Origin of the sequence: Agrobacterium tumefaciens, assembly GCA_025560025.1 — a bacterium.
Lineage (GTDB): Bacteria > Pseudomonadota > Alphaproteobacteria > Rhizobiales > Rhizobiaceae > Agrobacterium.
Map to the genome: position 1 here is coordinate 2,563,435 of CP048485.1, position 22,650 is coordinate 2,586,084.

Annotated in this window: 19 protein-coding genes; 3 read left to right on the top strand and 16 right to left on the bottom strand. The window is 56.5% G+C overall.

The features are described from left to right. Nucleotides 1-3: 3 nt before the first annotated feature. The 4 genes from FY152_12390 to FY152_12405 form a co-directional block, all read right to left on the bottom strand. Entirely contained in the window at nt 4-1,017 is a 1,014-nt protein-coding gene (locus tag FY152_12390; protein UXS32856.1) for an aldo/keto reductase, read from the bottom strand. A 115-nt stretch (nt 1,018-1,132) separates the two neighbouring features. Continuing rightward, nucleotides 1,133-2,074, bottom strand: coding sequence for an ABC transporter substrate-binding protein (locus FY152_12395; protein UXS32857.1), 942 nt, complete (start codon nt 2,072-2,074; stop codon nt 1,133-1,135). Between the two features lie 75 nt (nt 2,075-2,149). Further along, a complete protein-coding gene (locus tag FY152_12400; GenBank protein UXS32858.1) occupies nt 2,150-3,172 on the bottom strand; it encodes an ABC transporter permease in 1,023 nt (340 codons plus the stop codon). An 8-nt stretch (nt 3,173-3,180) separates the two neighbouring features. Beyond that, a complete protein-coding gene (locus FY152_12405) occupies nt 3,181-4,746 on the bottom strand; it encodes a sugar ABC transporter ATP-binding protein (GenBank protein UXS32859.1) in 1,566 nt (521 codons plus the stop codon). A 258-nt stretch (nt 4,747-5,004) separates the two neighbouring features. Between FY152_12405 and FY152_12410 the strand changes: the two genes are divergently transcribed. Together FY152_12410 and FY152_12415 are read left to right on the top strand one after the other, a co-directional pair. Continuing rightward, the gene (locus FY152_12410; GenBank protein ID UXS32860.1) at nt 5,005-5,697 is read left to right on the top strand and encodes a FadR family transcriptional regulator; all 693 of its coding nucleotides are present in this window, start codon (nt 5,005-5,007) and stop codon (nt 5,695-5,697) included. A gap of 42 nt (nt 5,698-5,739) precedes the next feature. Beyond that, nucleotides 5,740-7,272: an altronate dehydratase gene (locus tag FY152_12415; GenBank protein UXS32861.1), complete on the top strand. Its 1,533-nt coding sequence runs from the start codon at nt 5,740-5,742 to the stop codon at nt 7,270-7,272. 120 nt (nt 7,273-7,392) lie between these two features. Here the strand turns inward: FY152_12415 and purH are convergent, their stop codons facing one another. The 4 genes from purH to htpX form a co-directional block, all read right to left on the bottom strand. Further along, the gene (gene purH, locus FY152_12420; GenBank protein ID UXS32862.1) at nt 7,393-9,009 is read right to left on the bottom strand and encodes a bifunctional phosphoribosylaminoimidazolecarboxamide formyltransferase/IMP cyclohydrolase; all 1,617 of its coding nucleotides are present in this window, start codon (nt 9,007-9,009) and stop codon (nt 7,393-7,395) included. Nucleotides 9,010-9,163: 154 nt separating this feature from the next. Next, nucleotides 9,164-10,831 carry a heparinase gene (locus FY152_12425; protein ID UXS33279.1) on the bottom strand — a complete coding sequence of 556 codons (1,668 nt, stop codon included), beginning with the start codon at nt 10,829-10,831 and terminating at the stop codon, nt 9,164-9,166. Nucleotides 10,832-10,955: 124 nt separating this feature from the next. After that, nucleotides 10,956-12,341, bottom strand: a complete 1,386-nt coding sequence (locus FY152_12430) for an MFS transporter (protein UXS32863.1) — start codon at nt 12,339-12,341, stop codon at nt 10,956-10,958. After that, nucleotides 12,338-13,303: a zinc metalloprotease HtpX gene (gene htpX / locus FY152_12435; protein ID UXS32864.1), complete on the bottom strand. Its 966-nt coding sequence runs from the start codon at nt 13,301-13,303 to the stop codon at nt 12,338-12,340. Before htpX ends, FY152_12430 begins: the two co-directional genes overlap by 4 nt. Before the next feature lie 119 nt (nt 13,304-13,422). Between htpX and FY152_12440 the strand changes: the two genes are divergently transcribed. Beyond that, the gene (locus FY152_12440) at nt 13,423-13,623 is read left to right on the top strand and encodes a DUF1674 domain-containing protein (GenBank protein ID UXS32865.1); all 201 of its coding nucleotides are present in this window, start codon (nt 13,423-13,425) and stop codon (nt 13,621-13,623) included. Nucleotides 13,624-13,683: 60 nt separating this feature from the next. Here the strand turns inward: FY152_12440 and FY152_12445 are convergent, their stop codons facing one another. From FY152_12445 to FY152_12480, 8 genes are all read right to left on the bottom strand, one after another. Next, nucleotides 13,684-14,565: a ParB/RepB/Spo0J family partition protein gene (locus tag FY152_12445; GenBank protein ID UXS32866.1), complete on the bottom strand. Its 882-nt coding sequence runs from the start codon at nt 14,563-14,565 to the stop codon at nt 13,684-13,686. 30 nt (nt 14,566-14,595) lie between these two features. Beyond that, entirely contained in the window at nt 14,596-15,390 is a 795-nt protein-coding gene (locus FY152_12450) for a ParA family protein (protein UXS32867.1), read from the bottom strand. 19 nt (nt 15,391-15,409) lie between these two features. After that, entirely contained in the window at nt 15,410-16,027 is a 618-nt protein-coding gene (rsmG, locus tag FY152_12455; GenBank protein UXS32868.1) for a 16S rRNA (guanine(527)-N(7))-methyltransferase RsmG, read from the bottom strand. An 11-nt stretch (nt 16,028-16,038) separates the two neighbouring features. Then, nucleotides 16,039-17,922: a tRNA uridine-5-carboxymethylaminomethyl(34) synthesis enzyme MnmG gene (gene mnmG, locus FY152_12460; protein ID UXS32869.1), complete on the bottom strand. Its 1,884-nt coding sequence runs from the start codon at nt 17,920-17,922 to the stop codon at nt 16,039-16,041. Between the two features lie 62 nt (nt 17,923-17,984). After that, a complete protein-coding gene (gene mnmE, locus FY152_12465) occupies nt 17,985-19,310 on the bottom strand; it encodes a tRNA uridine-5-carboxymethylaminomethyl(34) synthesis GTPase MnmE (GenBank protein UXS32870.1) in 1,326 nt (441 codons plus the stop codon). 88 nt (nt 19,311-19,398) lie between these two features. Then, nucleotides 19,399-20,655, bottom strand: a complete 1,257-nt coding sequence (gene rho, locus FY152_12470; protein ID UXS33280.1) for a transcription termination factor Rho — start codon at nt 20,653-20,655, stop codon at nt 19,399-19,401. 193 nt (nt 20,656-20,848) lie between these two features. Further along, a complete protein-coding gene (hemJ, locus tag FY152_12475) occupies nt 20,849-21,394 on the bottom strand; it encodes a protoporphyrinogen oxidase HemJ (protein UXS32871.1) in 546 nt (181 codons plus the stop codon). Beyond that, nucleotides 21,391-22,425 carry a uroporphyrinogen decarboxylase gene (locus tag FY152_12480; protein ID UXS32872.1) on the bottom strand — a complete coding sequence of 345 codons (1,035 nt, stop codon included), beginning with the start codon at nt 22,423-22,425 and terminating at the stop codon, nt 21,391-21,393. The genes hemJ and FY152_12480 overlap by 4 nt, the downstream gene beginning before the upstream one ends. Between the last annotated feature and the right edge of the window lie 225 nt (nt 22,426-22,650).

A 22,650-nucleotide genomic window follows, 5' to 3' on the forward strand; every position in this document is an offset into this window, starting at 1 on the left:
GCCTCAGGCCTTTCCGCCCGGCACAGGTGTGCCTTCGGAAATCAGGCCGCGCTTTTGCAGCTCCGCCCAGAATTCATCCGGGATCGCCTGCTCGAACCATTCGATGTTTGACGCGAGCTGCTGCGCATTGCGAGCACCGGAGACGACCGTAACGGACGCCGGATGCCCAAGCGGAAATTGCAGCGCGGCTGCCTGCAGGGACACGCCAAGTTCGTCACAGACACCCTGCAGCGCATCCACGCGCGTGATGATGTCGGCAGGCGCATCGGCATAGTTGAATTTGCGGTTGCCGGCCAGAATACCGGAATTGAAAGCGCCTGCGACCACAATCGCGACGCCGGTTTGCGCGCAGCGGTTCATGAAATCGAGGCTCTGCTGCTCCAGCAACGTATAACGACCGGCAAGCATGGCGACGTCGATGTCGAAAACATCCATGGCATCCCGGACGATTTCCCATTCATTGACACCGAGGCCGACGGCGCCTGTCGATCCTTCCTCGCGCAGCTTGCCAAGCGCCCGGAACCCGCCGCCGGTGGTCAACTGCTCCCAGTAATGCTGTTGCTTTTCGCCATGCGTGTAGGAGCCGATATCGTGCACATAAAGAATATCCGGCTTCAGAACACCGAGCCGCTGCTGGCTCGCATCGAAGGAACGCAGGATACCATCATAGGAATAATCATAGACCGGCCTGAAGGGCAGGGGCGCAATATAGGCGTCCTCCTCCGGGCCAACTGTTGCATCCGGAACCATGACGCGACCGACCTTGGTGCTGAGCATGTATTCAACACGATCGTGCTCCGTCACCATGGTTCCAAGACGGCGTTCCGAACGCGTATAACCGTAAAAAGGCGCGGTATCGAAATAGCGAATACCGCTTTCCCATGCCTTGTCGAAGGCGCCTTTGGATTCCTCATAGGGCGTGACGCGATAGAGGTTACCCATCTGGGCACATCCGAGGCCCATGACCGTGACTTCGACGGCGCGGCGCGGCAATTTACGTGTATCGGAAACTTTCATCGCGGAGCTTTCTGATTTGCAGAGCGGGATAGCGAAAAATAACACGCGGTTTTCGCCTGGGACCCCGCATCTCTAGATTTTGAGACGCGCCGCCGGGGCGGCGCGCCGTCATGCGTCAGTAAAGAACGTTCTTGGCTTCCGGCTTGTCGACATTGTCCTTGGTGACAACAACGACGCCGGTGTCGACGAACTTCTCGACCTTTTCCTTGTTGATCAGCTTGGAAATGGTCTCCACGCCCTTTTCACCCATCTGATAGGAACCCTGAACGACGATGCCGGCCAGCGTGCCATCCTTGACGAAGCCCTGAAGGTCCTGGTTGCCGTCGAAACCGATGGCAACGACCTTGCCGGCCTTGCCGCTCTGGGCGAGCGCGCGGCCGACGCCAATTGCCGTCGGCTCATTGGCGCCGAAAATGCCCTTCAGATCGGAATTGGCGGCCAGAACGTCGGTGGTCTGGTTCAGAGCGGTCGCCATCTGCGACTGCGAATAGAAAGGACCGACGATCTTCAGGTTGGAATTCATCTGGATGTAATCGGTGAAACCACCAACACGGCCGATTTCCGAGCCAGCACCGGCCACGTAGGACATGACGGCAATCTTGCCTTCCTTGCCCACCTTGTCGATCAGCGCCTGCGCTGCTAGTTCGCCGGCTTTCTTGTTGTCGGTCGCGAGGAACGACTGGTAATATTGCTCCGAGCCCTTTGCGAGCTGCGAGTCGATCAGGACCACCGGAATACGGGCTTCCCAGGCCTTCTTGACGGCAGGAACCAGCGCGTCCGGATCGGAAGGTGCGAGAACAATGCCTGCGACCTTACGGTTGATGGCGTTCTCGACCATGTTGACCTGATCGGCGATGGCCGATTCGGCAGCCGGACCCTGGAAGGTCATGGTATTGCCGGAAGAATTCTTCATCGCCGCGTCAGCGCCCTTCTGGACGTTCTGCCAGAAGGTGGAATTCACGGTCTTGACGATGACGGCGATTTCGCCGGCCTGCACGGTGGAAACGCTCCACAGCGCGATTGCGGATGTCAGAAGGGCAGTCGCAATTTTCTTCATTTCTTCCTCCGTGATGTCGGCATACCGGGCCTCCCCTGCCGATCTTTTTTGCGGAAAGGGTCCGCAGCCCTTTGATCAGCGGCGGTTGCGCAGCTGGTCGATCCAGACGGTGACCAGAATGACGAGGCCGATGATGATCTGTTGTGTGAAGGCTGAAACGCCATTCATATTGAGACCGTTGCGCAGGATGCCGATGACGAAGGCGCCGATGGCCGTGCCGGAAATCGTACCCACACCGCCGATCAGCGATGTGCCGCCGATAACGGCGCTGGCAATGGCGTCCAGCTCATACATCACACCCTCATTCGGCTGGGCAGTGACGAGGCGCGACATCAGCACGCAGCCGGTCAAGCCTGCGAGTGTGCCGGACAGGATGTAAGTGAAATTGGTGACACGGGCGACGTTGACACCGGAAAGGCGTGCGGCTTCGGCATTGGAACCAACGGCATAGATATGACGGCCGAGGATCGAGCGGTTGAGCATGAAGGAAACCGCAAGCGCAATCACCACCATCAGGATAACGGGGTAGGGGATGCCGGGAAACACAACATTCGGAAAGCCGTCGTCACCAATATTGACGATGCGGAAGAGGGCGCCATTGCCGAGTTCGCCGAAGGATTCACCGAGGCCGGAGACCGCGCGCGCGCCGGTGATCTGCAGCGCCACGCCACGGGCGATCAGCATCATGCCAAGGGTGGCGATGAAGGGCGGCAGCTTGAAACGCGTGACCAGAAGACCGTTGATGAGACCGCAGAGCGATCCGGTGAGAATGCCGAGCAACATGCCGATCGGCACCGGCATGCCGAGTTCCTTTACCGCAAGGGCGGCAACAACACCGGCAAGCGCAAGCACCGAACCCACGGACAGATCGATACCGCCGGTGATGATGACACAGGTTGCGCCGATACCGAGCAGGGCGATGGAGGTCACCTGCAGCGCGATCGTCATGCCATTATTGACGGTGAAGAATGCACTGCTGGTTGCGGAAAAGACCGCGACAAGCGCAAAGAGGCTGCCAAGCGCCGCAAATTTCTGGATAATATCCTTCTGGCGGTCGCTGACAGCGAAGCTCTTCTTGGGTTCTGCAATATTGGCCATGTCGTTCCTCACTGCGCGGCCCGGCCGTAACCGGACGCATAACGCATGATTTCTTCCTGATTGGTCTTGGCGGTTTCGAGCACGCCCGTGATGCGGCCCTGATGGAAAACGGCGATACGATCCGTCAGACCCAGAATTTCCGGCAGTTCCGAACTGATGAGAATGACGCCGATACCCTGCGCGGCCAGCTCGTCCATGATCTTGTAAATCGCGAATTTCGCGCCGACATCGATGCCACGCGTCGGCTCATCGAAGAACAGCACACGCGACTGCCGGAACAGCCATTTGCCGATGATGATTTTCTGCTGGTTGCCGCCCGAAAGCAGCCGCACGGTCTGTTCGATCGATGGGGTGCGGATATTCAGAAGGTCGACATAACGCCTGGCGACATCGTCATGCTTCTTGAAATCGATCAGCCCGAGACGGTTGGACACTTCACCTATATTGGCAAGCGTTGTGTTGGCGGCGACCGACATCTTGATGGCGAGACCATCACTTTTGCGGTCTTCCGAGAGATAGGCGATGCCTTCCCTGATGGCGTCCTGCGGTGAGCGAATGGAAAGCTCGCGGTTCTCAAATACGATTTTACCGCTGTCCAGCGCATCGGCTCCGAAGATCGCGCGCGCCACCTCGGTGCGTCCGGCCCCCATCAAACCGGCAAAACCCAGAATCTCGCCGCGCCGCAGGGAAAACGAGATATCCTGGAATATGCCCGCCCGCGTCAGCCCTTCAACGGAGAAGATAACGTCTTCCGATGGCTTTGATGTGCGCTCGGGGAATTTGTCCTCCAGCGAACGGCCCACCATGCGCGTGACGATATCGTCAACGGTGATCGAGGCGAAATCATCGGTCGAAATATAGCGTCCGTCGCGCAAAACCGTTACGCGGTCGACGATCTCGGCCATTTCATCAAGGCGGTGAGAAATATAAACAATGCCGACGCCGGATGCCTTGAGGTCGCGAATGACCTTGAACAGGAGCCGTGTCTCCTGCTCGGTCAGCGAGGAGGTAGGCTCATCCATGATCAGGACTTCAGCATCAAGAGACAGTGCCTTGGCGATCTCCACCATCTGACATTGAGCAACCGAAAGACCGCGGACAATCTGATCTGGGTCGATATCGACGCCCAGCCGGTCGAGACAGCGCTTGGCGTCAAGGCGTAACTTTTTGCGGTCAACGAGGAAACCGCGGCGCGGCTCGCGCGCGAGATAAATGTTCTCGGCGACGGAGAGATGCGGAACGAGGTTCAGTTCCTGATGAATGATGGCGATACCGGCGGCTTCGGACTCCAGCGGCGATGCGTATTGCACCTTGACGCCCTTGTGCAGAATGGTGCCGTCACTCGGCTGATAGACCCCGCTGACGATTTTCATCAGCGTCGATTTTCCCGCACCATTTTCACCGCAGACGGCATGCACTTCACCACTGCGCAAATCGAAATGCACGTTGGACAACGCTTTGACGCCCGGAAATTCCTTGCTGATGTTGTCGAGACGCAAAAGAACGGAACGCTCGCCGCGCGCGGTCTCCTCAGGCGAAAAATCGCCCCGAATTGTCGATGCGCCCTGCGACATCTGAAAACCTCCCAGCCGTGCTCCCCGCTCCACCGGGGTATCATGAACAGGCCGAATGGTTAGGCCGGTTTTCTCGAATGGTCAAGCCAATTTGGTCAAAACTTGAAAAATGGCTTTGAAGATGCGTAGGATCATCTAACAACGACACTCATAATAATACTTATAATTCATATATTTAAGTAATTTCTTGCGTATTGATGCGCTTGGCGTTACGGTAAGGCCAAATATAGATCGCAGACAGGGCTCATCAGAAAACACATGAATGGTCAGGCCAAAATAGCGGAACCACGCAGGCTTTATCAGCAGATTGCGGACCAGATACGCGAGCTCATCGATTTGGGCGAGTTTCTGCCCGGAACGCGGCTTCCGGCGGAGCGGGAGCTGGCGCAGAAACTTGGCGTTTCAAGGCCGTCCCTGCGCGAAGCGCTGATTGCGCTTGAAATCGACAGCACGGTTGAAATTCGCATGGGTTCCGGCGTTTATGTGTCGACCGAGGCTCTTCAGACGACCCATCACACCAAGTCACTGGGCGATAGCCCATCTGAACTGATGCAGGCACGGGCCGCACTGGAGGGCGCGACTATCGTTTTGGCGGCAGGCCGCATGACCGATGAAACAATCACCAGCCTTCGTCAGATCCTGAACACCATGCAGAAGGAAATCGAGGCGGGACGCAAGCCTCTGGATCAGGACAGGCTGTTTCACGTCACTATTGCCGAGCAATCCGGAAACAGCGTTCTGGCGCGGCTGGTGGCGAACCTCTTCGATGAGCGCCACAGCCCCATTTCGGCCCAGCTGCGCGTGAAGTTCGAAGATCGCGATACATGGGCCTTTGCCCTTCAGGAGCACGAGGCAATTCTGGCGGCTCTGGAACTGAAGGACCCGCTGCTGGCGCAGGCCGCCATGCACATCCATCTGGAAGGCTCTAAGAGGCGCTGGGTGGATAGCTGAATCTAAAATATAGCAGGCAATATACTGGGAGGAGGAAAACCCGTGAGTGAGAATTCCGAGGCAACCATTTTGCTGAACGCCAACGACAATGTCGCGGTGGCGCGCCGGTCGATTCCGGCCGGTGGTGCGACGGGCAGGGGCGATCTGACGGCCCGTGAACTGATCGGGCGTGGACACAAGGTGGCCCTGAAATTCATCCGGTCCGGAGACGAGGTGCTGAAATACGGGCAGGTGATCGGTATCGCCACCCAGGATATCGAGCCCGGCAAGCACGTGCATCTGCACAATCTTGCCATGGTACCATCTGAACACGCCCATCAGTTCAGTGTCGATATCGAAGAAAAAGGCATGGTACCGGAAACCGAGCGCCGCACCTTCATGGGCTATGATCGTGGTCTCGGCGGCGTCGGCACGCGCAATTATATCGGCGTCATCGCTTCGGTGAACTGTTCCGCCACGGTATCGCGCTACATCGCCGATTATTTCAACAAGCAGGGCGGGCTTGACGGTTTCGACAATGTCGACGGCGTCGTGGCGCTGACCCATGGTGGCGGCTGTGCGCTCAATACAAAATCAGAGGGGTATCGCCTCCTGATCCGCACCATTCAGGGTTACGCGCGCCATCCGAATTTTGGCGGCATTCTGCTGATAGGCCTCGGTTGCGAAACCAACCAGATCGCCCCCATTCTTGAACATTACAAGATGGAAGAGGGTGAGCGGCTGCGCACCATGACCATTCAGCAGCACGGCGGTACGCGCAAGACGATCGATGCGGCAATTGCCGAGATCAGGGCCATGTTGCCGATGGTCAATGCTGCCAGGCGGACCAAACAACCGCTTTCAAAACTGAAAGTGGCGCTGGAATGCGGCGGTTCTGACGGTTACTCCGGGATATCCGCCAACCCGGCTCTGGGTTATGCCTCAGACCTCATCGTCCGCAACGGCGGCACGACGGTTCTTTCCGAAACCCCGGAAATTTACGGTGCTGAGCACCTGTTGACGAAGCGAGCCATCACGCCCGCAGTCGCCGAAAAGCTTTTGCAGCGCATTGACTGGTGGCGGGATTACACCGCGCGCAACGGCGACGAGCTGAACAATAACCCGTCCCACGGCAACAAGCTCGGGGGCCTCACCACCATTCTGGAGAAATCGCTGGGCGCGGTCGCCAAGGGCGGCTCCATGCCGCTGAAAGCCGTTTATGAATTTGCGGAAACCGTGACCGAACAGGGCTTCGTTTTCATGGATACGCCCGGCTACGATCCCGTTGCCGTCACCGGCCAGGTTGCCGGCGGCTGCAACGTCATCTGTTTCACCACCGGCCGCGGCTCCGTTTCGGGGTTCAAGCCGGCACCCTGCATCAAGATCGCCACCAATTCCGAAATGTATGAACACATGAAGGAAGACATGGACCTCAACTGCGGCGAGATCGTCACCGGCGCTGAGACCATCGAAGAATCCGGCGAACGAATTTTTGAGCACATTCTTGCAGTGGCTTCGGGCGACAAGACAGTGAGTGAGATTTACGACTATGGCGACAATGAATTCGTTCCATGGCAGGTGGGAGCGGTGACCTGAAGCACTTCAGGTAAAAAGGGAATGACGGGTTTACAGTCGAGAAATCCCGATTGTCCCACGTGAAACAAAAAGCCCGGAAATTGCTTTCCGGGCTTTTTTATTTGCACTGACAATGTTGGCTCAATGGCGGAAGTGGCGCATGCCTGTGAACACCATCGTTACATTATGCTCATTCGCCGCATCGATTACTTCCTGATCGCGCATCGAGCCGCCCGGCTGAATAACAGCGGTAGCACCAGCGGCAATCGCAGCAAGCAGACCATCGGCGAAGGGATAAAACGCTTCCGAGGCCACGGCGGAACCGCGTGTGAGCGGTTCGGCAAGCCCAAGCGCCTTGGCCGCATCTTCCGCCTTCTGGGCGGCGATACGGGCGGAATCGACCCGGCTCATCTGGCCAGCGCCGATACCAGCGGTCTGCCCGTCCTTGGCATAGATCACGGCGTTGGATTTAACATGCTTGGCGATCTTGAAGGCGAATTTCATGTCTTCAAGCTCCTGCGGCGTCGGCGCACGCTTGGTGACAACCTTCAGCTCAAGATCCTCGACCATGCCATTGTCGCGGCTCTGTACCAGCAGACCACCCGAAACGGTCTTGGCTGTAATGCCCGCCGCGCGCGGATCGGGCAGACCACCGGCGGTCAGCAGGCGAAGGTTCGGCTTGCGGGCAATGATTGCCTTGGCCTCTTCGGTTACGTCAGGCGCGATGATGACTTCGGTGAAGAGCTTGACGATCTCTTCCGCTGTTTCCGCATCGAGCGTGCGGTTCAAGGCGATGACGCCACCAAAAGCAGACACGGAATCGCATGCCAGCGCCCGCCGGTAAGCTTCGGCAAGTGTGGGACCAGTCGCGACACCGCAGGGGTTTGCGTGTTTGATGATCGCGACAGCCGGCGCATTTTCCGGCAGGAATTCCGCCACAAGCTCGTAAGCCGCATCCGTGTCGTTGATATTATTGTAGGATAGCTGCTTGCCCTGAAGCAGCGTTGCCGTAGCAACGCCAGGACGCTTTTCACCGGTCAGGTAAAAGCCGGCGCTCTGGTGCGGGTTCTCGCCATAGCGCATCTTTTCCTTCAGCGCGCCACCGATGGCTCGGTAATCCGGTGTTTCGATGGAAAGCGCCTCGGCAAACCAGTTGGAAATCACCGCGTCGTAAGCGGCAGTGCGGGCATAGGCCTTGGCGGCAAATGTCTGGCGCAGCGCGTAAGAGGTCTGGCCATCATCGGCCTGCAGGGCTTCCACCAGGGCGGGATAGTCTGATGGGTCAGTAACAACAGTGACATAGGCATGGTTCTTGGCGGAAGCGCGGATCATCGCCGGGCCGCCAATGTCGATATTCTCAACCGTTGTCGGATAATCGCCGCCCTTGGCGCGCACTTCCTCGAAGGGATAAAGGTTGATGACGGAGAGATCGATCGCCTCGATACCATGCACCTTCATGGCCTCGACATGGTCCGCATCGTCCCGGATCGCCAGAAGCCCGCCATGCACGTTGGGGTGCAGGGTCTTGACGCGGCCGTCCATGATCTCCGGAAAATTGGTCACGTCGGAAACATCCGTCACCGGCAGGCCCGCATCCGCGATGGCCTTTGCCGTTCCGCCCGTCGACAGGAGCTTGACGCCGAGCTTCGACAGAACCGTCGCAAGCTCGATAATGTCCGTTTTGTCGGACACGGAAAGAAGCGCCGTGCGGATTTTGACCTTATCGGGCGCGGGGATTTTTTTGGACACGACAGCCATCAGGCATACTCCGTTCAACGGGGAGGACAGGCTGGACTGGGATTGATCCAGCAATTGCCGCCGCGTTAACACAGCTTGCCGTATTAATAAACAGCGGTAACGAGGAACGGTGTAAACTAAGGGCGGTTTTTGCCTGAAACCCGCCCGGAACCGTCTAGGCCCTGCGTTCGATGAGCCAGCGGATTTCGCGCGTATTGGCGAGGTTAAAAGGCAGCTCGATCTGCTGCGAGGGCCTCATGCCGGACGCATCGGCCATAAAGACATCCTCGGTGACGAAAAGCTCCAGTCCCGGCGCCGAAAACAGCCAGGTCGTTCCATCCGCCGCCTCCAGATAAACCGACTCCTCATCCCGCTGATGCAGCTGTATGTGGGGGTGGATATGGAAACGCGACACGGCCGAAACCGACTGCAATTGCGCTTTCACGGCATTGTCGTCGGCACGCAGCAGGTCGCGGCCCTTTATCTTCGTTCCCGCTGCATTCAATTCAATTTCCCGCTCATGATAACAGCCGAAATTCTGCAGATATCCGTCATGTGACGCCCACAGGGCATCATTGCCGCTTCCATCCGCTCCACGCCGGCTATCGACATGGCTGACTCCAGAAACCATGATGGGTCCAAGCAGCCTCGAACGCGACAGCCTGCAAGACGAGGTGTCCGCCAATGTCACGGTGGAGTGGGCGGCCGTCGACCGGCTGGCCCGCTGATATTCCGGTGCTGCATTTTTGGGAAAGCCGGAATTGACGATGAACCTGTTCTTGCCGCAGGACATCTCAAAAGACAGACACCCCGAATGGGCGTTGCGTGAAAGCTCTGCCGAACCGGGATAGCCCGTATCCACAATGATGACGGTATCATCGGTCGCAAGCCGATGATAATTCACATCGGGCAGGACTTTGGAGGGCCGGCCCGCCGTTTCATCATAACGGAGCACGGAGACAAGTTCATTTGCAAGCGTGGCCGTCGCGCCGTTAAACAGCGCTAGATCCCCGCCCTGATGCCGGAAAAACCGGATTGCCGGAAACATGCGGTCTATCGCCGGCACAAGCCCGGACGGCAGGTCGTGGCCGAGATTGATATAGCTTTGCCGAAGCGGCAAAAGATCGAGCAGCAGATCCAGCATGACCCGCGGATTACGGGAAACATGACCGCCATCGGGAAGAATCTGGCGTTCCATTTCCTGAGCCAGCTTCATTCCATGCCGGGTAATGCGGGAAAGGCGGGTGGGCATGGCGATGGAGGCCATGGCAAGAGCAATCCTGATCCGCAGCCTCGCTTCCCCATCGGGTGCGTGTTTCACGATCCTGTCGAGGTAACGGACATGAAAGGCAAGGCTTTTCAGAAAGCGGCGGTAAAAGCCCGCATCAGCCTCATATAGAACGACGGGGGAGTGGGACAGCCAGGCGATCAACCGCTGCGCCGCAATCTCCGGTGACCAGGCTGTGCCGGTGAGCCGCTTGCCATTGATGGCGATCCACTCGGCAACGATGCGGCGGGCGCGCTTACACGCCTCGCTCGATCTGTCGGAACGGATATGCCGCAACCAGCCGAAGGCATGTAGCCGCTCTTCGAAAACCAGCGAAGGATAATCCACCTGAAATGGCGACAGGCCGCCAGTTTCAACCACGCGGCCAGCAAGCGCTATCCGGCCGTGCAGGAGCTCCTCGGCAAAATAGGGGTCGATGGCCCTGAGATCGGTCGGCGCTGCCACCAGCCCATCGGGAACACGATTGGCAAACCGCGATAGATGCAGGCGCAAAGGAGTGAGGCCGACACACAGATGCCGATACGCCATCCGTGAAAGAAGACCGGCCGCATTCATGCTGCCTGCGAAGGACCCTAACAAGCTGTGTTTCCCGTTCACATGTTTTGTTTTTATCAGTGAACCGCGATGACCGGAACGTTATCGATAAATATCTAATGATTCGCGAAAGCTTCGCTTTTTTCTACTTCTTACGCAAGACACTGCTAAAAAACCCATCAACTCCGCCGAACATATCCGGCGTCGTGCGAAGATCGCCCTCCGCAGTGATGGCGGTTTCCATTGCAGGCCAGTCCTCCTTGCGGACGGCAATACGCTCAATGCCGGAGTTTTCCGCCAGAACCTGCGCGATCATCATTTCCCCTTCCGAGGGATCGAGCGAGCAGTTGGAAAAGACAACAATGCCGCCGGAATCGATCATGGTGAGTGCATGTCGCAGCATCTGGCCCTGAAGAGCTGCAAGTTTGGCAATATCATTTTCATCCTTGGTCCAGCAGACATCGGGATGTTTACGCAGCGTGCCGGTTGACGAGCAGGGCGCATCGAGAAGAACGGCGTCGAAAGGCTGTTCCGGCTGGTACTTCATCATATTGATCTCCACCGTTTCGGCATGAAGGCCGAGCCGGTCGAGATTTTCCCTCAGGCGGCGAAGACGATTGCCGGACTGGTCAAGCGCGGTCACTTTCGCACCCGCAAGCGCAAGCTGGGCGGTCTTGCCGCCCGGAGCCGCACAGAGATCGGCAACACGCTTGCCGGAAATATCGCCCATCAGCCTCACCGGCATGCTGGCAGCGAGATCCTGCACCCACCACGCCCCCTCGGCAAAGCCCTGCAGCGAGGGAATTTGGCCATCGAATTCCCCAAGCCGCACACTGCCATTTGGCAGGAGCGTGCCGCCCAGCTTTTCCGCCCACAGAGCCGGATCGGCCTTGACCGTGAGATCGATGGAGGACGGCGTCAGCTGCGCCTCGGAAATCCGCTTTGCAGTCTCATCGCCATAGGCCGAAACCAGGCGCGCATAGAACCAGTCCGGCAGCACCGGAACCTGCGCAATGGCCTGTTCGATGTCCGTTTTTTCCCGACCCAGCCGCCGGAGAACGGCGTTCACAAGCTTGACGAAACGCCTGTTACGCGGATCGCGATGGGCCTGTTCCACGGCCAGATCCACCGCGGAATGATCCGGAACGTCCAGATAGAGCATCTGCGCCGCACCGACGACAAGGACGTGATGCAGCGAACGGGCGCCCTGCGGCAACGGCCCGTCAAGCAGCATCGATAGCGCCGTCTCGATACGCGGCAGGTGACGAAGCGCGCTGTTGACGATGGCTCTTACCAACGCCCGGTCTGCAAGGGAAAGCGCGCGATAAACGGGATTACCGTTTTCACTGTCCAACATCCCGTCGAGCGAGGTCTTCTTTTCAAGAACGGCTGCGAGAATGCGCGTCGCGGCAATGCGTGCTGCAAGACCCGGCTTATCCTGGAAAGACGAAGGGCCGTCTTCACGGCCCTTGCCATTGGCCGACCTCGGCTTTTTGGACCGCGCCGGCTTATTCTGCATATCGGATGTCAAGACCACGGCCCTTTACACTCGTTTTCATTGCCTCGGCCCCTGCCTGTTGTGGGAACCGAGCCTGATTTGCGCAGAGGCTTATCATTCGCTGGCGTCGGCGTCGATCCTCGCGGGTAAAACTCATGTGCCATTGCATGCAAGGCCGCCACCCGGTTTTCCGTATTTGGATGGGTGGAGAAAAGATTGTCCATGCGCTCGCCGGAGAGCGGGTTGATGATGAACATATGCGCCGTTGCCGGGTTGCGCTCAGCATCGTCATTGTGAATCTGCTGCGCCATGCCGGAAATCTTCTGTAGCGCAGACGCCAGCCACAGCGGATTGCCACATATTTCCGCGCCGCGCCGATCGGCGGAATATTCCCGTGTGCGGCTGATGGCCATCTGCACCAGCATCGCAGCCAGCGGTGCCACGATCATCGCGACCAGAACGCCGATGAAGCCAAGCGGATTATTGTTGTTTTCGCGATTGCCGCCGAACAGGAAAGCGAAATTGCCCAGCATGGAGATGGCGCCCGCCAGCGTCGCGGTGATCGTCATGGTCAGCGTATCCCGGTTCTGCACATGTGCCAGCTCATGCGCCATGACACCGGCCACTTCTTCAGGCGTCAGACGCTCGAGCAGGCCCGTCGAGGCGGCGACAGCGGCATTTTGCGGGTTTCTTCCCGTCGCGAATGCATTGGGCTGCGGGCTATCGTAAATATAGACCTTTGGCATCGGCAGGCCGGCGTTATGCGAGAGATCGCGGATCATATGAAAGAACTCGGACGCATTGGCCTCATCGATCTCCTTCGCGCGATAGGCGGAAAGGACCATCCTGTCTGAGTTCCAGTAGGAGAACAGATTCATGCCGGCAGCGATGAGGAAGGCAATCATCATGCCGCCTTTGCCGCCGATAAGAAAACCGACACCCATGAACAATGCCGTCATGAAGGCCAGAAGCATTGCCGTGCGCATCATGTTCATCTGCCAAAATCTCCTCATCATCTATCAGGGAATATTCCGGGGGTTTATAAAGCCGGTTTGATTATATAATCTGGTAAACAGCAAACATATTTCAATATCCCGTCATAGGGAGGATTCTCATGCAGGATGCAGACAATGACAACGGCGCGGAAATGGCGAAACGGCTTTCGCCGGCGGCGGAACGCGCATTGAAGGAAGCGGAAGAGCGCCGCAAACAGCAGGCGGATCTTCAATTACCACCGGAAACCGGTGGCCGCGGCGGCGCAGAACCCGTTCGTTTCGGTGACTATGAAATAAAAGGTCGGGCGATCGATTTTTGATCGGTAAAACAAAAAATACCCGCTAAAAGCGGGTATTTTTCAATAAAAACAGATGCTTACTTATTTCTGTTCCAAAAGTCGGCAGACCGCTTCCAGTTGCTCCAGTGTGCGGTAGCCAATACGGATTTGTCCGGAACCGCCTTTGTGGCTGATCTTCACATCAAGACCAAGGGCGTCGGATAGGCTGCGTTCCAGCGCAATGGTATCGGAGTCCTTCTCGGCAGCCGGACGCTTCTCGGTAACATCGCCCTGCGACTTGATATCATTTTGCGCCAGACGTTCGGCATCACGAACCGAGAGACCCTTGGAGACGATGGTCTTCGCCAAAGTCGCCGGATCGGAGGTTGACACCAGCGCTCGCGCATGACCGGCGGAAAGAGAACCGTCTGCCAGCATATCGCGCACCGGATCGGGCAGCTTCAGCAACCGCAAGCTATTTGCAACGTGGCTTCGGCTTTTGCCAATGATTTCACCGAGATCGTTCTGGGTGTAACCATGCTCGGCAATCAGCTGTTCGTAACCCATCGCCTCTTCGAGCGGATTGAGGTCGGAACGCTGCACGTTTTCGACAATCGCCAGCTCCAGGGCCGTGCGATCGTCCACATCACGAACGATGACCGGCACATCGGTAAAACCAGCCAGCTGCGCCGCGCGCCAACGCCGTTCACCAGCGATAATCTCGTAACGGTTGACGCCAACCGTTCGCACCACCACAGGCTGAACAATTCCATGTTGACGAATGGATGCGGCAAGATCCTGCAGCTCATTCTCATCAAAATGACGGCGTGGGTTTCTCTGGCTGCGGGCAATGAACTCAATCGGAATGGTGCGATCAGCGTTGACGGCGCGCTGCGGCTCACCCACTGGCACCGGTTGATCCATTTCTCCGATCAGCGCCGCAAGACCACGCCCGAGCCGACGCTTGGAAAGATCATCACTCATAAGATATTACTCCATACATTCCGGTGAACGTCACGCGGCCTTGCGCAGACGCTCTCTCTGGATCACTTCAGACGCCAGCTGCAAATAGGCTTGGCTACCGGCACATTTGAGGTCGTAAAGAATTGCTGGCTTACCATAAGACGGCGCTTCGGAAACACGAACATTACGCGGAATGAGCGTGTGGTAAACCTTCTCGCCCAGATGCGTCCTCACATCGGTAACGACCTGTTGCGCCAGGTTGTTGCGCGCATCAAACATCGTCAGGACGATACCCTGAATATCCAGCTGCGGATTAACCGAGCCCCTTATCTGACTTACCGTATCCAGCAACTGGCTGAGACCTTCCAGTGCGAAGAACTCACACTGCAACGGCACCAGCACGGAATGGGCGGCTGTCATGGCATTCATGGTCAGGAGGTTAAAAGAGGGCGGGCAGTCAACGAGGATATAGGAGTAAGCTCTTGCCTCCGGCGTTTCCATGGCAGCGCGCAACAGAAACACACGATTACTGACATTCGCGACCTGCATTTCGAAGCCGAGCAAATCCATCGTCGAAGGAACAATGTCCAAATTCGGAACCGCTGTCGGAACCGCGACTTCGGAGATGCCATTATCGCCCACCAGGAGATCGTAGGACGACAATTTGCGCTCTTTACGATCGATACCGAGCCCGGTGCTGGCATTACCCTGCGGATCAAGATCAATGATCAATACGCGCTCACCGATCGCCGCCAATGCGGTCGCCAGATTGATGGCCGTCGTTGTTTTGCCAACGCCGCCCTTCTGGTTTGCAACTGCGATAATCCGATTTTTCTCAAAGCTCATGCCGCACCCGGTCAGTTCGTCAGTGCCTTAAAATGAGGTTTCTGATTTCAAGAACAACAGAATCTGCCTCAATGACACTCTGATGTTTTACCAGATCAAACTGCCAGCGGCCATGCGCTTTCTGCACTTCGGAATCATAATCCCGGCCTTTATTAAAATAGGCCTTGAGATGCGGATTATTCTTCGCCCAGGGATGGATATAGTCGAACAGCAAATCCAGCTCCGCAAGTGCTCTTGCGGAAACAGCGTCGCAGTCTTTTACCGTTTGCGGCGCTTTTTCAATCCTGACTGGATGAACGGAGCCTCTTGCGCCGGTTTCCTTCAGCGCAATGCGCAGAAAGGCTGCTTTTTTATTGTTGCTTTCGACAAGATCGACCCAGCCGTCGCCGAGCTCGGCCAGGAAAATCGCGGTGATAACGCCGGGAAATCCACCGCCGCTGCCGAGATCGATCCATTTTTTAGGCTCAGGGGAGAGCTGAAATATCTGCGCGCTATCGGCCACATGCCGGCTCCAAAGCTCAGTAAGAGTTGAAGGCGCCACCAGATTTGTGGTTTTATTCCACTTCTTGAAAAGCTCGACAAAGTGCTCGAGTCTTTCCTGTGTTTCACGTGAAACACTCTGGCCGTTTATCTTCATAGTCCGACTCGCTATTGGTGCATGCGCATTTTTTCATTTCGCGTTGCAGAGCTTTTCCGCAGCAGTGCGAGTAGCAGCGATATAGCAGCAGGCGTCATACCGTCAACACGGGCAGCCTGTGCAATGTTTTCAGGACGCGCCTTTTCCAACTTTTGTTTCAATTCGTTCGAAAGGCCGGACAAAGTCTGAAAATCGAAATCATCGGGGATTTTTCTATCCTCGTCTCGCTTGATATCGACAATATCTGCACTCTGGCGCTGCATATAGACGGCATAGCTGGCCTCAATTTGCAAAACCTCAGAAACTTTGCTGTCAATCGATAGCAACTCAGGCCAATGCACAGCAAGCGTCTCCAGGCTCATCTCGGGATAGGCGAGCAATTCATATACCGTGCGGCGCTGACCATCCTGATTTAGCTTCAATCCCTGTTTCGCTGCCTGAGACGGGCTGATGGACATGTTTCTCATCACCTCACGCCCCTTATCCAGATCCGAGAGGAAACCCGAGAAGCGCTCTTGCCTCTCACGACCAATGATGCCGGCAGCTTCACCAATAGGAGTTAGCCGCAGGTCGGCATTATCGACACGCAGTGAAAGTCGATATTCCGCTCTCGATGTGAACATACGATAGGGTTCGCTGACACCTTTTGAGGTCAGATCATCGATCATCACGCCGATGTAGGATTCCGTGCGGCTGAAATAGATGACGTCAGCATCGCCAGCATAAAGCGAAGCGTTCAGCCCGGCCACAAGGCCCTGAGCGGCGGCTTCTTCATAACCCGTCGTTCCATTGATCTGACCAGCAAGAAATAACCCCGGAATTTTACGGCATTCCAGAGAGGGCTTAAGCTCCCGCGGATCGACATAGTCATATTCAATCGCGTAACCCGACTGAAGAATGGAAACTCTTTCGAGGCCCGGTATGGTGCGGATAAATTGTTCCTGAACGAATGCCGGAAGCGATGTCGAAATTCCATTTGGGTAGATGGTATGATCGTCCAGCCCTTCCGGTTCCAAAAATATCTGATGGCCATCGCGTTCGCCGAACCGGGTGATCTTGTCCTCTATCGACGGGCAATATCGCGGGCCTACCCCTTCGATCTGCCCTGAATACATCGCCGAGAGGTGAATATTGTCCTGAATGATCTTATGCCCGGCCGGCGTCGTCCGGGTCACACCACATTCGATCTGCGGATTGAGAATGTGATCCGTCATGAAGGAGAAAGGGATAGGATCCTCGTCAGCTGCCTGTCGATCCACCGCATTCCAGTCGATCGTACGGCCGTCGAGCCGGGCAGGGGTCCCCGTCTTCAACCGGCCCATGGCAAGACCCAGGCGCGAAAGCGTTTGCGAGAGGCCGAGGGATGGCTCCTCACCAACGCGACCGGCGGGAATCTTTTCGGAGCCGATATGAATGAGGCCACGCAAGAAGGTGCCACTGGTAAGCACAACAGCACCGCAATGAATCCGGCTACCATTTGCCATGATAACGGCAGAGACGCGATCACCAGCCATTTCGATATCGAAAGCATCACCCTCAATAATCGTCAAATTCTCTATTGCGCTGATTTCGCACTGCATAGCCTCGCGATACAGACGTCGATCGGCTTGCGTGCGAGGACCACGAACGGCCGGACCTTTTTTGCGATTGAGCATACGGAACTGAATGCCTGCAGCATCCGCAACGCGGCCCATCAGCCCATCCAATGCGTCGATTTCTCGAACGAGATGTCCCTTACCAAGACCCCCGATCGCCGGGTTGCAGGACATGACGCCAATCGTTTCGCGCTTATGGGTAACGAGAGCGGTTTTAGCACCGTGTCGCGCAGCCGCAGCCGCGGCCTCGCTGCCGGCATGGCCGCCTCCGATAACAATGACATCGAATGACTGGTGCATATCCCTGCGCCCTATCTTAATTCATCAGCTTTGCCGCATCGGCAGCCAATGTTTCACGTGAATCATTTTCCAATGCAGAATTCCGAGAAGATTACGCCGAGCAAATCTTCCACATCCACGCGGCCCGTAATACGCCCGAGTGAGGTCGCCGCGAGCCTCAAATATTCCGACCTTATCGCAAGGTCCATGGCTTCGGAATGGAGCGCATCACTAACATAATTCAGCGTCTCTTCAAGGCGTTTTTTATGACGCGCACGCGCGGGAACCAATGTCTGTCCAGCACCGACACGTTTCTCGATCTCACGCTTGATCGCTACACGCAGCTCATCCAGGCCGAGCCCTTCCCGCGCCGAAATAGACAGGTCAAAGCTCGCTTTAACAGCGGGAGAAAGTGCCGATTTGGTTCGCACCTGCAAAAGACGCTGGTTCGCAAGGGAGGTTAAGGATTGTTTCGGAATCGAATCATTGTCCCGCAACAACAAGATGAGATCAGCGGTTTCCGCCGTCATAACCGCGCGCCTTACGCCCTCCTGTTCGACCACATCCTGCGTATCGCGGATTCCCGCTGTATCAAATATGCGAACCAGATAGCCATCAAGATTGAGATCGACACTTAAAACATCTCTGGTGGTACCAGCTATGTCGGTCACGATGGCCACGTCACGGCCGCTCAGGGCGTTCAGAAGAGTGGACTTGCCCGCATTGGGTTCCCCGACCAACGCCACCTTGAAGCCGTCACGGATGATCTCACTATTCCCGCCGCTCCGCAGATGACCGGCAATTTCATCCCTAAGCTCAGATACCGAGTGCCAGACCTGGGACGCGACGGAATCCGGGATATCATCTTCGTCGGCGAAATCGAGTTCCGCCTCGATCAACGCGCGCGCGCGAGTCAAACGGTTTGCCCAGCCATCATAAAGGGCCGACAATTTACCTGTACTCTGCTCCACGGCCAGGCGTCGCTGCATTTCCGTTTCCGCCTGCAACAGATCCGCAAGCCCCTCGATCTCGAGGAGGTCCATCTTGCCGTTCTCAAATGCGCGGCGGGAGAATTCACCCGCATCCGCAGGCCGGAGCCCCTGGAGATTTTCGAGTTCGGAAAAAATTGAAGCCATAACGGCGCGACTGCCGTGGCTGTGAATCTCGACGCAGTCCTCACCCGTAAAGGAATTTGGGGCAGGGAAAACAACCGTCAGCGCCTGATCGATTATATCTTCGTTTCGATCCCGAATCGAAGTCAGCGTGACCTGTCGGGGAGCAGGAGGCGCACGGCCGGTCAATATTTCCAGAGCCTCAAAGGCTTTTGGTCCGCTGATCCTGATGATGGCGACACCAGCCGGCAAAGCGCCGCTTGAAAGCGCGTAGATCGTATCGGCGGAAGCTGACATCACTCACCTCGTTTAAAACAGTCAAGCCGCATCCGAACAAACGGATGCGGCTTTAAAGCTTAGTCGATGAATCCGGCTAAACTCCGAATCAGGTATTCATGGACTCGAAGAAGTCCGAATTGGTCTTGGTCTGCTTAAGCTTGTCGATGAGGAATTCGATGGCGTCCATGGTTCCCATAGGTGCCAGAATTCGACGAAGCACGAAAATCTTCTGCAGGTCCTGGCGCGGCACCAGCAGGTCTTCCTTGCGCGTGCCGGACTTGAGAATATCGAGCGCCGGGAAAATGCGCTTGTCGGCAACCTTGCGGTCAAGCACGATTTCCGAGTTACCCGTACCCTTGAATTCTTCGAAGATCACTTCATCCATACGGCTGCCTGTATCGATCAGTGCAGTCGCGATAATCGTCAGCGAACCGCCTTCTTCGATGTTACGTGCGGCACCGAAGAAGCGCTTGGGCCTCTGAAGCGCATTGGCGTCCACACCGCCGGTCAGAACCTTGCCGGAAGACGGAACGACCGTATTATAGGCGCGTCCGAGACGGGTGATGGAATCAAGCAGGATGACGACGTCGCGGCCGTGTTCGACCAGGCGCTTGGCCTTCTCGATGACCATTTCAGCGACCTGAACGTGGCGTACAGCGGGTTCGTCGAAGGTGGAGGACACAACCTCGCCCTTGACCGAACGCTGCATGTCCGTGACTTCCTCAGGGCGTTCGTCGATCAGCAGAACGATCAGATAACATTCCGGATGGTTTGCCGTGATGGAATGCGCGATGTTCTGCAACAGAACGGTTTTGCCGGTGCGCGGTGGCGCGACGATCAATCCACGCTGGCCCTTGCCAAGCGGTGCGACGAGATCGATCACCCGCGAAGACAGATCCTTCGATGTCGGAACATCGAGTTCCATTTTGAAGCGCTCATTTGGATAAAGCGGCGTCAGATTGTCGAAGTGAACCTTGTGACGGATCTTTTCAGGATCGTCGAAATTGATCGTGTTGACCTTGAGAAGCGCGAAATAACGTTCGCCTTCCTTGGGTCCGCGGATCGGGCCTTCAACGGTATCGCCGGTCTTCAGCGAGAAGCGGCGGATCTGCGAGGGCGAAATATAGATATCATCCGGACCGGGGAGATAATTCGCGTTAGCGGACCGCAGAAAACCGAAACCGTCCTGCAGGACTTCGACGACGCCTTCGCCGATGATTTCGATGTCCTGGCTCGCGAGAACCTTGAGGATTGCGAACATAAGCTCCTGCTTGCGCATGGTGCTCGCATTTTCAACTTCCAGGGATTCAGCAAAAGTCAGCAAGTCGGTAGGCGATTTGCTCTTAAGTTCCTGAAGCTTCATTTCAGCCATGAAGGAAAGACCGTTTGATAATGTATTTGGGGGAGGGCGTGTTCGCGAATCAGATGCTGAGGGCGATACCGCAGATGACTGAATAATTCACATGCCACGAAGATGAGTGAAGCGAAAATAGCGATTGAACACGGCCGCCGCAAGAGGAAAGCACGAATTCCGCGAAATTTATCGTTACCGCGTCTTAACCAAAGGGTTTCACAACCACAAGTATGACGATGAGGATCATCAGCACGGTCGGAACCTCATTCATCAACCGCCAGTGACGGGCCGGTCTGGTATTTTCATCCCGCGCGAAACGTTTGGCGCTGCGGGTGAAATAAACATGGGTGATCGTCAAAATCACGACCAGTCCGATCTTCGCATGCAGCCAGCCGCCGGAAAAACCATAAACCGACCAGGCGAGATAAAGTCCCAGCACCCAGGATATCATCATCGCCGGATTCATGATGACCTTGATCAGCCGCTGTTCCATCACCTTGAAGGTTTCGGATTGCTGCGAACCGGCCGGTGCATCGGTGTGGTAGATGAACAGCCGCGGCAGGTAAAAAATCGCCGCCATCCACGAAATCACCGCGATGATATGAAGCGCCTTGATCCAGAGATAAAGATCGGCGGGATCGGCGTAAAACAGCAAGGCGACAAATGCCGCAAAGACACCAAGTGCCACTCCGGCACGAAGTGCGGCCCTGTTTCCCGAACGGGCGGAGGTCTGTTTCTCGTTGCTCATGCCCCGGCTCCGAGAGCGCGCACCCGCTGCACCAGCCGCGTGACGTTTTCCGGGTCGGCCTGCGGGGTAATGCCATGACCGAGATTGAAGATCAGCGGACCCTGTCCGAGCCCCTCTAGCACTGCATCGATGCCATCCTGCAACGCCTTACCGCCCGCCACCATCAGCATCGGGTCCAGATTACCCTGCACCGGGCCTTCCTTCTGCAGATCGCGAGCGAAGCTGAGGGGCACAGACCAATCTAGCCCAATGGCGTCTGCACCCGTCTTGCGGCGATAATCCTTCAGAAGATAACCCGCCCCCTTGGCGAAAGCGATGATCTTTGCGGACGGACGACGGGCGCGCACAGAGGCAATAATCCGCGCAACCGGTTTTACCGCATATTCCTCGAATTCCTTCTCGCCGAGCACGCCAGCCCAGGAATCGAAAATCTGAACCGCATCTGCCCCAGCATCGATCTGCGCCACCAGATAGTCTGCAGAAATATCCGCGAGGAAAGCGAGAAGCTTCTCCATCGCAACCGGCTCCTGATAACCGAAGAGCCGCGCTGGCGCCTGGTCAGGCGTTCCGTGCCCAGCAATCATGTAGGTGGCAACCGTCCAGGGCGCGCCGCAAAATCCAAGAAGGGTCGTCTCATCCGGCAATGTCGTGCGCAGGCGGGACACAGTCTCAAAAACCGGCGAAAGATGCGCAATGACATTCGCAGCATCCAGCCTGTCGATACCATTGACATCGATCGGGTCCATCGCCGGACCCTTGCCTTCGCTGAAGGATACGTTCCGATCAAGTGCGTCCGGTATCACCAGAATATCGGAAAAGAGAATGGCGGCGTCGAGCCCGAACCGACGAATGGGCTGAAGGGTCACTTCGGTCGCCAGTTCGGGATTATAACAGAGATCAAGGAAACTGCCGGCGGTCTTGCGCGTTTCCCTGTACTCGGGAAGGTAACGCCCTGCCTGCCGCATCAGCCATATGGGCGGCGGTGTGACCGTTTGCCCGTTCAACACCTTTAAAACCTTGCGCTCGCTCATGCCACCCAACTTCTCAAAAAATAAAATCAAAGAGATTTAAAAGATTTTCTATTTCTTAGAGTCTGTGGGTAGCAAGGATTAAAATCATTCCAGTCGAAATGCCGCAGTCGAGGAGTGTGACCGGTCTTTGCGGATATCATTTGATAGCCAGTTCTCCAACAACAGGGAGAACTAATATTTATTGAATGATTTCATTTATTTACCGCCTATGCGGAAAATATCCTG